The sequence below is a fragment of the Paenibacillus jiangxiensis genome, from assembly GCF_046098255.1.
Lineage (GTDB): Bacteria > Bacillota > Bacilli > Paenibacillales > Paenibacillaceae > Paenibacillus > Paenibacillus jiagnxiensis.
Map to the genome: position 1 here is coordinate 80,514 of NZ_JBJURI010000014.1, position 16,588 is coordinate 97,101.

General features: G+C 50.3%; 13 protein-coding genes and 1 other annotated feature. Of the genes, 12 read left to right on the forward strand and 1 reads right to left on the reverse strand.

Features of this window, described 5'->3' with window-relative positions; all coding sequences use genetic code 11:
* Positions 1–20: 20 nt before the first annotated feature.
* The 9 genes from ACI1P2_RS15015 to ACI1P2_RS15055 all read left to right on the forward strand — a co-directional run bounded on the left by ACI1P2_RS15015 (position 21) and on the right by ACI1P2_RS15055 (position 10,271).
* Entirely contained in the window at positions 21–719 is a 699-nt protein-coding gene (locus tag ACI1P2_RS15015) for an ABC transporter ATP-binding protein (RefSeq protein ID WP_355320660.1), read from the forward strand.
* Between the two features lie 35 nt (positions 720–754).
* Positions 755–1,687, forward strand: coding sequence for an acetamidase/formamidase family protein (locus ACI1P2_RS15020; RefSeq protein ID WP_355320661.1), 933 nt, complete (start codon positions 755–757; stop codon positions 1,685–1,687).
* The gene (locus tag ACI1P2_RS15025; protein WP_355320662.1) at positions 1,684–3,414 is read left to right on the forward strand and encodes a nitrilase-related carbon-nitrogen hydrolase; all 1,731 of its coding nucleotides are present in this window, start codon (positions 1,684–1,686) and stop codon (positions 3,412–3,414) included. Before ACI1P2_RS15020 ends, ACI1P2_RS15025 begins: the two co-directional genes overlap by 4 nt.
* Positions 3,415–3,639: 225 nt before the next feature.
* Entirely contained in the window at positions 3,640–5,520 is a 1,881-nt protein-coding gene (gene htpG, locus ACI1P2_RS15030; protein ID WP_355320663.1) for a molecular chaperone HtpG, read from the forward strand.
* Between the two features lie 364 nt (positions 5,521–5,884).
* Positions 5,885–6,595, forward strand: a complete 711-nt coding sequence (locus ACI1P2_RS15035) for a hypothetical protein (RefSeq protein WP_355320664.1) — start codon at positions 5,885–5,887, stop codon at positions 6,593–6,595.
* A gap of 345 nt (positions 6,596–6,940) precedes the next feature.
* Positions 6,941–7,642, forward strand: coding sequence for a response regulator transcription factor (locus ACI1P2_RS15040; protein WP_355320665.1), 702 nt, complete (start codon positions 6,941–6,943; stop codon positions 7,640–7,642).
* A 1-nt stretch (position 7,643) separates the two neighbouring features.
* Positions 7,644–8,579: a sensor histidine kinase gene (locus ACI1P2_RS15045; RefSeq protein ID WP_355320666.1), complete on the forward strand. Its 936-nt coding sequence runs from the start codon at positions 7,644–7,646 to the stop codon at positions 8,577–8,579.
* An 86-nt stretch (positions 8,580–8,665) separates the two neighbouring features.
* Positions 8,666–9,598, forward strand: a complete 933-nt coding sequence (locus ACI1P2_RS15050) for an ATP-binding cassette domain-containing protein (RefSeq protein ID WP_355320667.1) — start codon at positions 8,666–8,668, stop codon at positions 9,596–9,598.
* Positions 9,582–10,271 (forward strand): ABC transporter permease, encoded by a 690-nt coding sequence (locus ACI1P2_RS15055; RefSeq protein ID WP_355320668.1) that lies wholly within the window; start codon positions 9,582–9,584, stop codon positions 10,269–10,271. Before ACI1P2_RS15050 ends, ACI1P2_RS15055 begins: the two co-directional genes overlap by 17 nt.
* A gap of 158 nt (positions 10,272–10,429) precedes the next feature.
* On the opposite strand, the gene asd is transcribed toward ACI1P2_RS15055, so the two are convergent.
* Positions 10,430–11,515, reverse strand: a complete 1,086-nt coding sequence (gene asd / locus ACI1P2_RS15060; RefSeq protein WP_355320669.1) for an aspartate-semialdehyde dehydrogenase — start codon at positions 11,513–11,515, stop codon at positions 10,430–10,432.
* An 83-nt stretch (positions 11,516–11,598) separates the two neighbouring features.
* Positions 11,599–11,868 (reverse strand) — a binding site (T-box leader).
* Between the two features lie 231 nt (positions 11,869–12,099).
* On the opposite strand from asd, the gene cls reads away from it, so the two are divergent.
* The 3 genes from cls (at position 12,100) to ACI1P2_RS15075 (ending at position 16,563) form a co-directional block, all read left to right on the forward strand.
* Positions 12,100–13,548 carry a cardiolipin synthase gene (gene cls, locus ACI1P2_RS15065; protein ID WP_355320670.1) on the forward strand — a complete coding sequence of 483 codons (1,449 nt, stop codon included), beginning with the start codon at positions 12,100–12,102 and terminating at the stop codon, positions 13,546–13,548.
* A 158-nt stretch (positions 13,549–13,706) separates the two neighbouring features.
* Positions 13,707–14,540 carry a BglG family transcription antiterminator LicT gene (gene licT, locus ACI1P2_RS15070; protein WP_355320671.1) on the forward strand — a complete coding sequence of 278 codons (834 nt, stop codon included), beginning with the start codon at positions 13,707–13,709 and terminating at the stop codon, positions 14,538–14,540.
* A gap of 112 nt (positions 14,541–14,652) precedes the next feature.
* Complete coding sequence (locus ACI1P2_RS15075; protein ID WP_355320672.1) at positions 14,653–16,563, forward strand: beta-glucoside-specific PTS transporter subunit IIABC; 1,911 nt, start codon at positions 14,653–14,655, stop codon at positions 16,561–16,563.
* Positions 16,564–16,588 lie beyond the last annotated feature (25 nt).

Below are 16,588 nucleotides of genomic sequence, written 5' to 3' on the forward strand. Positions count from 1 at the left end.
GAAAGCAGGGGGGCGGTTAGATGCTAACGGTTGAAAAGCTTGTGTCCGGGTACGGTAAGGTGACGATCATCCGCGATGTGGACATCCGTGTCTGCCAGGGAGAAATCGTCTCGATTATCGGGCGCAACGGGGTTGGCAAAAGCACGTTTGTCAAAACGCTGATCGGCTTGAATCCGGCGTTGTCCGGAAACATTGTTTTTCGGGAGCGGAATATTTCGGCCATGAAGGCGCACGACAGAGCCCGTATTGGGATTGGTTATATTCCGCAGGGCCACGGTATCTTTCCTCGGCTGACGGTGGAAGAAAACTTGAGAATGGGCGGGCAGATCAACACGCAGGCGTCCAATCTGGATTTTGATGTCGTTTACGAGTATTTTCCGCGTTTGCGGGAGCGTCGCGAGCAGAAAGCGGGGACGCTGAGCGGCGGGGAACAGGCGATGCTGGCGATCAGCCGCGCGCTGATTGGGCGTCCGGAGCTGCTTCTGCTCGATGAGCCATCAGAAGGGATTCAGCCGAGCATCATTTTTCAAATCAGTGATATTTTAAAGCGGATTAACCGTGAAACGGGGTTGACCGTGCTGTTTGTTGAGCAGCATATCGGACTCATTCAGCAGCTCTCGGGCCGGTGCTATGCCATGGATAAAGGGTGCATCGTCGGGGAGCTGACGGCCGAGGCTGTCTCCGATTATGACCAGTTGAAGCGATACCTGACGGTTTAGAGAAATTTTGAAGGAAACGAAGGGGAGGACTACACATGAGGGAAATTCATCAGCCTGGGGCTCACACCTATGTATTTAGCCGGTACTTGGAGCCGATTGCTAAAGTACAGCCGGGAGAATCGGTTGTAATCCATACGAAGGATGCGTTTGAAAACCGGATTACGAGTGAAGCGGACGTTCCGTCCAAAGTGCTGGGAGATTATTTGAACCCGCAGACAGGGCCGATTGTCGTTGAAGGCGCCGAACCAGGCGATACATTGGCCGTTCACATTCTTGACATTGAACCGGCGCGTGATTGGGCGGTCAGTATGCATAAGCCGAACTTCGGCGGGCTGACGGCCACCGCTGTCACCCGCATGCTGCATGAGCCGCTCCCTGAGAAAGTGTTCATGTACCGCTTGGAGAACGAAACCCTGACCGCCAGTCCACGGCTGTCGTTTCCTTGGCGGCCTTTTCTTGGCACCATCGGCACTGCGCCTGAGCTTGAGGCGGTCTCTGCACTTACCCCCGGCGATTTTGGCGGCAATATGGACGTACCGGATACGAAGCCGGGAAACATTGTGTATTTGCCGGTACGGGTTCCCGGCGCATACTTTTTCACCGGTGATTGCCATGCCGGTCAAGGCGATGGGGAGCTGTGCGGAGTTGCACTTGAGATTTCAGCCAAGGTCACGTTGAAGTTTGAACTTATTAAGGGAAAGGAGATCCACTGGCCGCGTATTGAGAGCGAGACGGAGCTGATGGTCGTCGGGAGTGCTCGCCCGATGGAGGATGCCGCCCGCATCGCTTACGCCGAGCTGATCGGGTGGATGGTTGAGCTCGGTTGGGATCAATGGGAAGCCTATCAGGCACTGACGCAGATCGGCAAGCTTCATGTCGGCAATATGGTGGACACAAACTATTCGCTTGTCGCCAAGATTGAGAAAAAATACTTGTGTTTGGATGACAAGGAAGGTGTCATGGAATGAGCCTGCAGGCATTTAAAGCTGCAGTTGTGCAGTTCGAGCCTCGTCAATTTGAAAAGGAACGGAATATCGACCGGTTATGCGCCCTTGTTGAAGAGGCCGCCCGGGCTGGCTCACAGCTCATTGTGACGCCGGAAATGGGGACGACCGGGTACTGCTGGTATGACCGGGCGGAGATTGCGCCCTTCGTAGAGCCTGTGCCGGGGCCAACCACCAGCCGCTTCGGCAGTATAGCGGCCCAATACAATTGCTATATTGTGATTGGCATGCCTGAAGTGGATCAGCAAACGAATGTCTACTATAATACGGCCGTGCTGCTCGGACCGGACGGGGTCGTGGGCAAACACCGCAAAACGCACCCCTATATCTCGGAGCCGAAATGGGCCGCTTCGGGGGATTCGCATCAAGTGTTTGATACACCGATAGGACGCATCGCGCTGCTCGTATGCATGGATATTCACTTTGTTGAGACGGCCCGCCTGGCCGGACTGCAGGGGGTGGATGTCATCTGCCACATCAGCAACTGGCTCGATGAGCGCACTCCGGCGCCATACTGGATGGCCCGTGCGTACGAGAACGGATGCTACTTGATCGAAAGCAACCGTTGGGGCTGGGAGCGGACCGTCCAATTTAGCGGCGGAAGCTGCATCATCGATCCTGACGGGACGGTCCAGACCGTGATTGATACTGGAGACGGTATCGCCTACGGCATCGTCGATCCGGAACGGGCCCGGAACAAGCGAACCCCGGAGGGCGACCGGTTTGCCGATCGCCGCCCGGTCCTATACCAGCAACTGCTGCTGAACTCTTATCTATGGAATCCGCTGGATTTCTTTGGCCTGTACGGGAAGTCCCCCCTTCCTCCGGGTAAACCATCGCGCATCGCCGTTGTGCAGTGTGAGGTGTCGGAGGATGTAGACGCCAATCTGCGGAACATTGAATCATTTGTTGCTGAAGCAGCTGCCCGCAAATCCGAACTGGTGGTGTTCCCGGAGCTGTCTGTGAGCGGCCCGTACACCGTGGCGGACAAGGCAGAATCGGTTCCCGGTCCGTTGACCGATACGCTGGTTGCATTGTCGATCCGATACGGGATACATATTGTGGCCGGGTTCGTTGAGGCTGAAGGCGGCGTGCTGTATAACTCGGCTGTATTAACCGGGACCGAAGGGCTTGTTGGGGTCTACCGCCAAATTCACGTGGCCGAGAAGGACCGGGCGTGGGCGACGGCCGGAAATGATTGGGCCGTATTTGATTTGCCGGTCGGGCGTGTCGGTCTCCTCATTGGACACGACGCACTGTTCCCTGAGGCGGGGCGTGTGCTGGCACTGCTTGGTTGCGACGTCATCGTGTGTCCGGCGATGTCGCAAGCGCCTGCACCTCAGGGGCATTCGGGCACCGAGATCGGGCAGAACTACCCGATTCCGACCGGGGCCGATCCCCTTCATTGGCATTTGCACCGGGTGCGTGCCGGGGAAAACAATGTATATTGGGCGTTTGCCAACCCGGAGCAGCCAGATAAGGGCTGGTTCGGCAAAAGTGGCATTTTCGGACCGGAGACCTTCCATTTTCCGCGCCGGGAAGCAATTGTACATGCCGGTTCCGGCATCGTTGTCCTGGACATCGATACCACAAACCTGGACACCCCGTATCCGACGAATCCTGTGCGGCGAAAGGATTTGGTACTGATGCGCCGGCCGGATATGTACGGCCAGCTTATTGCAGAAGAGTAAGGCCGCGGCAGCACGGATAAGGGGATCATTCATGGGACTTAAAGTGAATTAAGTTTCTTACTGCGGCAGAGGCGATTTGGCCGGCCCCGATTGACATCCAAAATTAGTATATGTTATATAAAAAGAAGGATTAGCACTCATGATTAATGAGTGCTAATTGGCTGCAATGAAGCGGATAACAGTTCTTCACGACATACACTTTGATTTGGGAGAGGGGATCCATTTATGGCCAAAAAGCAATTTAAAGCCGAGTCCAAGCGCCTGCTGGAAATGATGATTAACTCCATTTATACGCAGCGCGAGATTTTTCTGCGTGAACTGATTTCCAACGCTAGCGATGCGATTGACAAAATCTATTACAAAGCGCTGACGGATGAGAATCTGGTATTCAACAAAGAGGATTATTATATCAAAATCACGGTAGACAAGACGAACCGGACTTTGACCATTTCCGACACCGGAATCGGCATGAACAAGGAAGAGCTGGAGAACAATCTGGGTGTCATTGCGAAGAGCGGCTCATTGGCCTTCAAGAACGAAAATGAGCTGAAGGACGGCCATAACATCATCGGCCAGTTCGGAGTCGGTTTCTATTCCGCATTCATGGTTGCGGATCAGGTTACGGTCATTACCAGAGCCTTGGGCAGCGATGAAGCGTTCAAGTGGGAATCCACAGGTGCGGACGGCTATACCGTTGTGCCTGACGAGAAAGAGACTGTCGGTACGGATATCATTTTGAAAATCAAAGCCAATACGGAAGAAGACAGCTACGACGAGTTCATTGAAGAATACCGCCTGAAGGCGATCATCAAGAAATATTCCGACTTCATCCGCTATCCGATCAAGATGGATGTGAAGGTCAGCAAGCCGGTTGAAGGCAGCGAGACGGAGTTCGAGGAAGCGGTTGAAGAACAGACGGTCAACAGCATGGTTCCGATTTGGCGGAAAAACAAGAGCGAACTGACGGACGAGGATTACGAGAATTTTTACACGGAAAAACGCTATGGCTTCGACAAGCCGATCAAGCACATCCATATCAGTGCAGACGGCGCGGTCGTCTACAACGCGATTTTGTTTATTCCGGAGAACACGCCGTTCGATTACTACACCAAGGAGTACGAAAAAGGGCTGGAGCTGTATTCCAACGGCGTCCTGATCATGGACAAATGCGCGGACCTGCTGCCAGACTATTTCAGCTTTGTCAAAGGTATGGTCGACTCCGAGGATCTGTCGCTTAACATTTCCAGGGAAATGCTGCAGCATGACCGCCAGCTGAGCTTGATCGCCAAAAATATCAAGAACAAAATCAAAAGCCAGCTGCTGAGCCTGCTGAAGGATGAGCGGGAGAAGTACGAGAAGTTCTACACTTCCTTCAGCAGACAGCTTAAATTCGGGGTTTATAACGACTATGGCATGAACAAGGACCTGCTTCAGGATCTGCTGATGTTCTACTCTTCCAAAGAGAAGAAAATGGTTACCCTGGATGAATATATTTCCAGAATGCCTGAGGATCAAAAGTATATCTATTATGCTGCAGGCACATCTGTCGAACGGATTGAAAAGCTGCCGCAAACCGAGCTTGTGGCCGACAAAGGCTATGAAATCCTGTACTTTACCGACGACATTGACGAGTTCGCTATCAAAGTAATCGGCACCTACAAGGAAAAAGCCTTCAAGTCGGTATCCAGCGGCGACCTGGGCATTGAATCCGACAATGAAGACACGGCGTCCGAAGGGGAAGAGAACGAACATAAAGAGCTCTTCGAGGAAATGAAAAAGCTGCTGGACGGTAAAGTTACGGGCGTGCGCGCTTCCAAGCGCCTGAAAAGCCATCCGGTCTGCTTGACTGCGGACGGCGAGCTGTCCATTGAGATGGAAAAAATTCTGCAGGCGATGCCTGACAGCCAGAACGTTAAAGCCGACAAGGTGCTGGAAATCAACGTAAACCACGATGTATTCAAGTCCTTGCAGGATGCCCATGAGCAAGACAAGGAGAAACTGAGCCTGTACACCAGCCTGCTGTACAACCAGGCCCTGTTGATCGAGGGGCTGCCGATTCAGGACCCTGTCGAATTTACGAATGATATCTGCAAAGTGATGATGTAGATTTTGACCCGGGGAGCTTCCTTTGTTTGTTGTGAGACGCTCCGAGAACGAAGCATTCCTACAATCGCTGTTGACCCTTCGGGCCAAAGGCGAACACTCCGCTTTTCCGGAATTGCTTCGTCCTCTCCGCTGCTGCGTGCATCTCCCAACTGAAAACAAAAAGAAGAAACCGCCAGGCCAAAGGGGCCGGTAGGCCCAAAAGGTCGGGAACAGGAGTAAATAGCCTGTTCCCGACCTTTTTTACGTTTACACAGGTGAATCTTAAGGACTATTTGGTGAATTATGTAGAAAAATTTACCTGGGTCTGATAGACTATTTGAGAGGGTCGAAAATTTACAATTTTCATCGAAAACTGGAGGGGAACATGAAGACATTACCAAAGATAGCTTCTCTTTTGCTGATTTCCGCTTTTGTGATCGCAGGATGCGGAAGCCAGGAAGCAGGTAACACAAAGCAGACTACAACTGCTGCAGAGACCACAACTACTACAGAGACCACAACGGAAGCGACTGCTGACGAAGCACAGACAGAAACCGCAGCTCAGACCGAAGGTAAAGCCGATACGGGAGCTGAAGCTGATATTGCTGATGATTCATCAGAAGAGACTGTCTATTCCAACGCAGATTTGTTGTCTCAACTGGTTCCGTGGGCTTCTAATAACCAGGCGGAAATGAACAGTGTTACATACGATTACATTACAAAAAATGTCCAATGGTTCCCTGCGAAATCGGTTGAGGACAAAAAAGCAGCCAGAGCAAGTGCGGACAAATCTGTAACCACCCGGCATATCTTTAAGAACATCACACCATATTTAGATACGATGGTCAAAATTTCCGGAAGGGTCGTTCAAATTGGAGAAGACAGCTCCAGCGGCTACACATTAGCAAAAATCCATATCCTTGATGATAACGGCAACTCCGTTATAGGTATCTTCCTTGGTTCAACCGGTAGTATTCTGGATGGAGATACGGTTACTCTAACAGGTGTTCCTACAGCTTTATATTCTTTTGACAATGTTGGCGGAGGCACGACAAACGCAATTTTTCTCTCTGTAGCCACGGTTCAGAAGCCATAACAAATCACTTCCGTTTTACAATGAACCATTTGAGTAAAGCAACTATTCCCCAAATGAATATTCCCAGTACAGCAACAATGACTAACAACGTAATAATGAGACTGGTCCATTCGATATGCATAACTGTGATCACTCCTATTAGAATTTTGAACTGCAATAATTAATAATTATATTATTAAGCCCTCGTCTTTTGGCGGGGGTTTTCTTGTTGGTCGAAGTCTACGGCTATTCCATACTCCATTGCCTCAGCTGCTGCAGTTCAGTATACTTGAGCCTGTGAAAATGTAAACCGTCCAATTGCATATTTTTGAAATATTAAGTGTTTCTTCGGAGGGGGCCAACAGAATGCTTGGCGATTTGCTGCTGGTTGAGGATGATGCTTCGATCAGCGAGATGGTTGCGGATTATTTGACAAAAGAAGGCTACCGGGTTGAAACCGCCAAGGATGCCGGGGAAGCGGCAGCGCGGTTTGAGTCGGGCCGATTTGATTTGATCCTGCTGGATATTATGTTGCCGGGAGGAAACGGGCTTGATTTGCTGCAGAAGTTTCGTTCCCATAGCCGCGTGCCTATTGTGATGCTGTCCGCCAAGGATGGAGAAGTGGATAAGGCGCTTGGTCTGAGATTCGGCGCTGATGACTATATCGCAAAGCCTTTCTCCCTGATTGAACTGTCCGCACGGGTGCAGGCGGCTATTCGCCGGGCTACGGAGTATGCGGATTCAGCCCTGAATACAGCTGGGCAGGGAATCATCACGGTGGGGCCTTTAAGCATGGACCCGGACAACTTTATCGTAACCAAATCCGGTGAGCCGGTGAAGCTGACAGCGAAGGAATTTCAAATTCTCAAGCTGTTCGTTCAGTACCCGAAGCGGGTGTATACGAAAGCCCAGATTTACAATTCCGTGTGGGGCGAGGAGTATTACGGCGACGAGAATGTCATCAATGTCCATATGCGCCGGCTCCGTGAAAAGATCGAAGACGACCCGTCCAATCCAAAAGTGATCTGCACCCTGTGGGGAATCGGCTACAAGCTGGGGGAGATGTAACGTGACCTGGATACTGCTGGTTCTCATTTTTTTATTGCTGCTGCTGCTATTGTTGTCCCACTTGAAGAACCGTGCTCACCGCAGGGAGCTGGTCTATATCGCAAGGCGTCTGGAACAGCTTGTTCAAGAGGAGGATCGCGGTTATATTCAGGTCGTGACCGGCTCTCCCGAGCTGCGGAGCATCCTGCAAGGGACGAATGAGCTGCTGGATTACGCGCGCAGGTCAGCTGATGACTATGTCAGGACCGAGCTGGCCATGCGCAAAATGCTGGCTAATATTTCACATGATCTGAAAACACCGCTAACTGTGGTGCTGGGATATGCTGAAGCACTCTCAAGGGAAAGCGATATGCCGGCGGAAGAGCGGGAGCAATTGCTGGGGAAGATTCATCAGAAATCGCTGGACGTTCTGGAGCTGATGAACAAATTTTTTGATTTGGCCAGGCTGGAATCGGGCGATGTTCACCTTCCCTTCGAACGGTTCGACGCTGCGGATCTTTGCCGTCAAAGGATATTGGCCTATTACGATATTCTGACGCGTCGCGGCTTTGAGGTGGCGATTGATATACCGGACAAGCCGGTTTGGATCTATGCCAATGCCGAAGCGCTTCAGCGCATCCTGGATAACCTGATCTCGAACGCAATCCGCTACGGAGCGGAAGGTAAATACCTGGGGCTGACGCTGCGGACAGAAGGAGAATTCATTCTGATTGAGGTATCGGATAAGGGCAGGGGTATACAGGAAACGGAGCAGAGCCGTGTATTTGAGCGTTTATATACGCTGGAGGATTCCCGTAATCGGGAGGTGCAAGGCAGTGGCCTGGGCTTGACGATTACGAAACGTCTGGCGGAGCGGATGGGAGGCAGCATCGAGCTGGCAAGCCGTCCGGGCATACATACCGCTTTTACGGTGAAGCTCCGGTCCGCGCGCACATAAAGTAAGAGTTTTGTAAGGATTGATTAATAAAAAAGAACATTTGCCACAGTATGATCATCTCAAGGACAAAATGAGGAATGAGGCGAATGAGAGACATGATCAGGACACGTAATTTAACGAAGCAATTCGGCGGCAGCACTGTCATTTCAGGTGTGAATATGACCGTAAAAGAACGGGAGATTTACGGGTTTCTCGGCTCGAACGGTGCCGGCAAAACAACGGTGATGCGCATGCTGCTGAATCTGATTAAACCGACGGAAGGTGAGATTGAGCTGTTCGGGGAACGGCTGACGGTAGGAGCCACGAAGCCGTTCAAACGAATCGGCCACATCATTGAGACTCCGGTTTTTTACGAAAACCTGACGGGACAGCGCAATCTGGAGCTGCACTGTGAATACATGGGAGTGCATAACCCCAAGATGATCCAAGAGGCGCTAGAGCTGGTCCAATTAAGCAGTGCGCGTAACAAGCCGGTTCATCAATATTCACTGGGCATGAAGCAGCGTCTGGGCATCGCGCGCGCCGTGTCGACCAAGCCCGAGCTGCTCATTCTGGACGAGCCGATCAATGGCCTGGACCCGAACGGAATCCTGGAAATGAGAAGCTTGTTTAAGCGGCTGCGTGATGAATATAGAATTACCTTGCTTATATCCAGCCATATCCTGGGGGAAATTGAGCAGATTGCAAATACGATTGGTGTGATTAACAGCGGCCGGCTTATCGAGGAAATATCCATGGAACAAATTCGCGGCACTCAGACTGAGTATGTGGAGATTATCACGCCGAACGTTAATCGGGCGGCTTACGTGCTGGAGCATGTACTGAATATCCGTAATTTTAAGGTTTCGGGTGATAAGCTGCTGAAAATCTATGATATGAAGCTATCCCAGAGCGAGCTGTCCAGACAGCTGATCACCCATGAAGTGCCGATTGAGGCGATTAACCGCCGCAGCCGGTCATTGGAAGAATACTTTCTGGAGACTGCACGGGGAGGTGAGGAACATGCTGCATCTCATTAAGCTGGAGCTGATGAAGGGACGAAAAAGAAGCTTTATATGGGGAGCGCTCATCTCCTATGCTATGATTGCCGGGTTAATGCTGCTCATATTTTTGGTGGATAAAAACATCGAGGAGGTTTTTCCCAATGATGCGGAAATGCTCACAATGGTTGATATCCTGACCCGAGTGACCTTTGTCATCTATGCTTCGGTGCTCTTATCCAGGCTGATCATCCGTGAATACAAGGATAGAACGATGGAGCTCCTGTTTACTTATCCTGTAAGCCGGAAAAAGCTTATTTTTGCAAAGCTGATGATTGTCGCGTTATGGACATTTATCAATATTGTGCTTTCCAACCTGCTCATCAGTACGATCATGCTGTGGGCCAACAAAATGACCGAAACGTTCCCTATGGTGATGACACCGGAAAGCTTATACCAGCATTATCTGAAGTCGGTGATTCAGGCTGTAGCGGCAACCGGCATGAGTCTGCTGCCGCTGGCGTTCGGGATGCGCAGGAAATCGGAGGCCGCGACCATCGTTTCATCCATTCTCATTGTTACCGTAGTATCGTCAAATAATATGGGATTCAGTCTCAGCTCCATTATTGCGATACCTTTGGCTTTAGCAGTGCTGGGGGTGTTTGTGGCCTACCTCTCTTTTCGCAACATTGATCATGCCGACATTCCCTAAATTCCAGGGCTCTGCGCATTGATCTCACATGGTCAAGATTCTGCTCTTTCTCCTTCCGGCCAACGGATTCAGTTGTTAGTGGAAGGGTCCTGATCCAAAAAACAACAGCAAGCTCCCGTTCACCCGGGATGCTTGCTGTTTTGTCTTTCGCATATTTTCTACTTCGCCTGAATGTAGCCTTCCGCCTTCAGCAGCTCCGCAATCAGGACGGCGCCGCCTGCGGCGCCGCGCAGGGTGTTGTGCGACAATCCCACGAATTTGTAATCATAGATCGTATCCTCGCGCAGTCTGCCCGTAGAAACGCCCATGCCGCGTTCAATGTCACGGTCCAGCTTCGTTTGTGGTCTGTTCTCTTCCTCAAAATACGTAATGAACTGCTGCGGAGCACTTGGCAGTCCGAGCTCCTGCGGACGTCCTTTAAACTGCTGCCACCGTTCCAGAATTTCGGCCTTCGAAGGCTTTTTCTCAAACGATACAAATACCGTCGCCAGATGTCCGTCCGTTACCGGCACGCGGATGCACTGGGTCGTAATCAAAGGCGCTTCAGCTTTCACGATTTCGCCATTGGCAACGCTGCCCCAGATGCGCAGTGGTTCCTGCTCGCTTTTCTCTTCCTCGCCGCCGATGTAAGGAATGACGTTGTCCATCATTTCTGGCCAGTCGGTAAAGTTTTTGCCTGCCCCGGAAATGGCCTGGTAGGTCGAGGTCACCACTTTGGTCGGTTTGAAATCCAGCAGGGCGTGCAGTGCCGGCACATAGCTTTGAATCGAGCAGTTCGGCTTCACGGCAATGAAACCCGTGGAGGTTCCGAGCCGTTTTCTCTGGGCGGCGATCACTTCAATATGCCCTGGATTGATTTCCGGAATGACCATCGGCACGTCAGGCGTCCAGCGGTGAGCGGAGTTGTTGGAGATGACCGGCGTGCCGGTTTTGGCATAGGCTTCTTCCAGCGCCTTGATCTCGTCCTTTTTCATATCTACAGCACAAAATACAAAATCAACCTGACCGGCAACTGCCTCCACTTTAGAGGCGTCCTGCACGACGATGTTTTTCACCTCTTCAGGAATGGAGCCTGGAACCTTCCATCTGCCCTGAACGGATTCTTCATATGTTTTCCCCGCAGAATTTGCGCTTGCTGCGATGGCTGTCACCTGAAACCATGGATGCTGATCGAGCAGCTGAACAAACCGCTGGCCCACCATACCCGTTCCTCCGACAATACCAACTTTCAATTTTTCAGTCATTCGATGTTCAGATCCTTTCCGTTTAAACTTTGGTACATCCTTATACAAATAAAAAAATCTCACCCCCAAGACTGAATGTTCGTCTTAGGGACGAGATATGTATACTCGCGGTACCACCCCAAATTCGCCAATATGTCGCCATATCAGCCTCTTCGAGTACTGCATTGCACATACATGCTAATACTCTAGCTCTGTAACAGGAGCTCCTGACACACCATCCCCTTAATAATATATGAAGGTTCCGGCGTATTGCTCAGAGTCTTTTTTCAATAAACGATTCTTTACTCCTTTTCAGCGGACGGAGCTCTCTGCAAAAGAATTCATTTATTTACTCTTCTCTTCATCGCAGTTGAATTATTGCGATTATAATATCAAATAACGACAGGAAGGTAAATATATATTTTTTTGAAATTATGACAATGCAGAGTTGAATATCATGGCCCTAGTGAAGTAAAATACTTAAGCTTTGAATAGAAATCTATGGAAATCATGATACAATGGTTATCGGAATGCGCGGATTACCGTCCGGAACGTAGGCGGTGAACGATGCGTAGAGAACAGAAAAAGGGGTTACAGGAGGCAGCATGCATATTACTTCCATTTTGCTCGGCCTTGTTATTGTACTGAATATCATTTTTTCGCTATTCATTGTGTTTCAGGAACGAAGGGATGCAGGCACAACCTGGGCCTGGCTGCTGGTGCTCAGCTTCATTCCGGTGCTTGGTTTTGTGCTGTATCTGCTGTTTGCACAGAATTTGACACGCAGGCATCTGTTTCAATGGGCGGACCTGAACAAGCTGGGGACAGACAAGGTGCTGCACAGGCAGCTGGATAGTCTCAGTTCGGACGAGTTCCATTTCCGCAACCCGGCCACAATGGAATACAAAGAGCTGATCCACATGCATCTTGTCAATAATCGGGCGGTGTATACGGAGGATAATTCAGTTCTTCTGTTTACGGACGGAAGGGACAAGTTCAGCCAGCTGTTTGAGGATATCGAGAAGGCGCAGGATTTTATCCATATACAGTATTACATCATCAGAAGGGATACACTCGGCAAGCGGCTGCTCAAGGCCTTGACAGAAAAAGCGAGGCAGGGTGTCAAGGTGCGGGTGCTGTATGATGAATTGGGCTCACGTTCATTGACAAAGGGCTTTTTCCGCAGCTTCCGGGAGGCGGGCGGTGAAGTGGAGGTATTTTTCCCGTCCAAGCTTCATCTGATCAACATGCGGCTGAATTACCGCAACCACCGCAAAATCGTCATTATTGACGGCAAAATAGGCTATATCGGCGGTTTTAATGTTGGAGACGAATATCTGGGGCTGAATCCCAAATTCGGCTATTGGCGGGATACGCACTTAAGGATTCAGGGTCAGGCTGTGTATGCGCTGCAGACCCGGTTTATTTTGGACTGGAATCAGGCATCACGTGACCATGATATCAGCTATGAGCTGGACCTGTTCCCGGAGGTTGTGTCTGATGGCTGCGTAGGCATGCAGATCGTGACCAGCGGTCCGGACTCGGAATCGGAGCAGATCAAATACGGTCTCATTAAAATGATCTCGTCAGCCAAAAAGTCTATCCTGATCCAGACGCCTTATTTTATCCCCGATGCCAGTCTACTGGATGCGCTGCGGATTGCCATCCTGTCCGGGGTGGAGGTCAGCATCATGATTCCGGACAAGCCGGATCATATGTTCGTTTATTGGGCAACCCTGTCGCATATTGGCGAGATGCTGAAGGTCGGCGCCCGTGTGTATATTTATAATAATGGCTTCATTCATGCGAAAACGATTGTCGTGGACGAGGAAATCGCCTCGGTCGGCACGGCCAACATCGATGTGCGCAGTTTCAGGCTGAATTTTGAGGTGAACGCGTTCCTGTATGACGAAGAAATTGCCCGTCATATGGCCCGCATTTTCGACAAGGACATCGCCGTATCTCATCAGCTTACCTATGAGGAATATCTAAAGCGGCCCAATTGGATCAAGATCAAGGAATCCATGTCGAGGCTGCTGTCGCCGATTCTATAAACATGGTGCAAGGCTTGACACCGTTTACAGTACATGTTATTTTCGTTATGAGGCTTGTTACCGGTAATGCGGGCAATACCATAAATAGAAATGGATTAATTTCTGTTTCTGTTTTGGTATTGCCCTTTTTTTAAACCTCACAAAACAGGTGGTCCGATGTGATTATAAAACAAATCTTTAACAACAACATTGTCAGCACGGTGGATGACAAAAATCAGGAGCTCCTTATCCTCGGCCGGGGTATTGGCTTCAACTACCGTGCAGGCGATCCAATCGATGAAAGCAGGATCGAGAAAGTATTCCGACTTCAGGACGCGAAAATTTATGAAAAATTCAAAGCGACCGTGATGGAGGTTCCGATCGAAATTCTGCAGGTCACCGACGATATTGTCAGTCTGGCGCGCACCCAGTTGAATAAAAAAGTCAGTGACGGGATTTATGTCTCCCTGTCCGATCATATTCATTTCGCCGTACAGCGGATGCAGCAGGACATGATTATCGGCAACCCGCTATCGTGGGAGATCCAGCATTTTTATAAAGCCGAGTATGATGTGGCTAAAGAAGCGCTGCACATTTTGCGGGAGCGTCTGGGGATTGAGTTTCCGAAGGAGGAAATCAGCAACATCGCGCTGCATTTCGTGAATGCGGAAATCAATGATTCCATGAGTGATGTGACGCAAATGATGAAGCTGCTTCAGGAGGTTATGAACATTATCAAATATCACTTCAATGTGGAATTTGATGAGGACAGTGTGAATTACTTCCGCTTTATCACACATCTCAAATATTTCTGCCAGCGTGTCATTACACATACCAGCCATGATGACGCGGAGGAGTATTTATACGGGGTAGTAAAAAAGAATTACCCGGAGACCTTCAAATGCATCCGGAAGATTGAGAAGTTTATCCACAAGAACTACGAGTACACGATGACACATTCCGAGCAGCTGTATTTGACACTGCATCTGGAACGGCTCATGAAAAGCAAATAACGTATTCCAGGCTTGTTACTGTTAAATCAGGCAATACCTGAATGAACAAGGCGCGTTCTGTACGTGTCTGTTCGTTCAGGTATTTTTTTGGCCCAAAATGGAGGAATCAAAGATGGATCATCAGGAAACGGCCCGCAAAATTGTCGATGCCGTCGGCGGGACGAATAATATCAACTCTGTGTATCACTGTGTCACACGTCTGCGCTTTGATCTGAAGGATAACGGCAAAGTAAACGACGCAGAGCTGAAAAAGCTCGATAAAGTCATGGGCACAAATGTCTCAGGAGATCAATTCCAGGTCATCATCGGTAATCAGGTGGCCAATGTATTTAATGCAATGGTCAAGGAATATCCCGCTTTCAAGAACAGTGACGGGGCGGGAGCAAAGCCTTCGGAAGAAAAGAAGCAGAATGTCATTTCAAGATTGTTTGAATTCATTGCCGGGGTGTTCGCCCCGATTCTGCCGGCCATTGCGGGCGCGGGTCTGCTTAAAGGTCTGATCGCTCTGCTGGTGTGGCTGGGATGGATGACGGCCGGTACAGATTCGTACCGCATTATTTCAGCCATTGGTGACGGGGTGTTTCATTATCTTCCGATGCTGATTGCTTTCAGCGCGGCCCGTAAATTCGGCAGTAATCCGTTTGTGGCAGTAGGGGTAAGCGCCGCGCTGATGTACCCGGATATAGGTGCATTGTTATCGTCCGGTGAGCCAGTTTCTTTTATAGGCATTCCAGTAACAGCCGTCACCTATGCGTCTTCGGTCATTCCGATCCTGCTGGCGGTCTGGCTGATGTCTTACGTGGAAAAAAGTGTTGACAGCATCATACCTTCTTCTCTGAAGCTGCTGCTTGTGCCGCTGCTTACGCTGCTGATTGTAGTTCCTGTTACTCTGGTAGTCATTGGTCCTCTGGGCACGATCATAGGTAACGCGTTGTCAGGCAGCATCAACTGGCTGCTGTCGGAAGGCGGCGTGATTGCTGGTATCATTCTGGGCGGCGCCATGGCGCTGATCGTCATGACAGGCATGCATTATGCACTAGTTCCGGTCATTATCAGCAATTTGGCAACACTGGGTGTGGACAAGTTTCTGCCGCTGACTTATATCTCCAATATGGGCCAGGCCGGGGCTACTTTGGGGGTATTCTTCCGCGCAAAGGATAAAAAATTAAAATCCATTGCGTTGTCGACCAGCTTTACCGCGCTCATGGGAGTAACCGAGCCGGCCATGTACGGTGTCAACATGAGATACAAAAGACCGTTTACCGCCGGGATGATTGGCAGTGCTGCAGGCGGCGGCTTTGCCCTTGCTTTTGGCACCAATGCGTATGTCTTGGCAGGTAACGGCGGTATCCCCGGACTGCCTGCATTGATCGGACCGACGTTCTGGTTTGGCCTTGGAGGCATGGTAATTGCGTTTGTGGTGGCCGCCATTGCGGCTGTTATCCTCGGAATTAATGAAGAACAGGGCGATGCAGCTGTTCAGACTGCAGGCGGAACGGAAAGACAAGCACAGCCCGGCACAGAAGATGAAGCTCTGCTTGATGTTGAGTCGGATAACCCCATTCCGGCATCTAACGAAATGATTTACTCTCCTATGACGGGCAAAGCGATTCCGCTCAGTGAAGTCAACGACCCGACCTTCAGCGATGAGCTGATGGGGAAAGGGGTTGCCTTTGTTCCGGAGCTGGGGGAACTGGCTTCTCCTGTAACAGGCACGGTCATGAATGTGTTTAAAACAAAGCATGCCATGGTGATTCGCAGCAATGACGGAGTTGAGCTGCTCATCCATGTCGGCATCAATACGGTCAAGCTGCGCGGGCAGTATTTTGAAGCCCAAGTACAGACTGGAGATAAAGTCCAGGCGGGAGACAGGCTGCTGACGTTTGATCTCGAAAATATCGCCAAGGAGTATGACATTACAACCGCCATGGTGGTTACCAATACCAGTGATTATCAAACGGTCCTTCCTGCCAAGCTTGGGGGGATCAGCATCAAGGAGCCTGTTTTGAAAGTGGAAGTTTGATCAAAGCAAAAAGGAGTTGACAAAT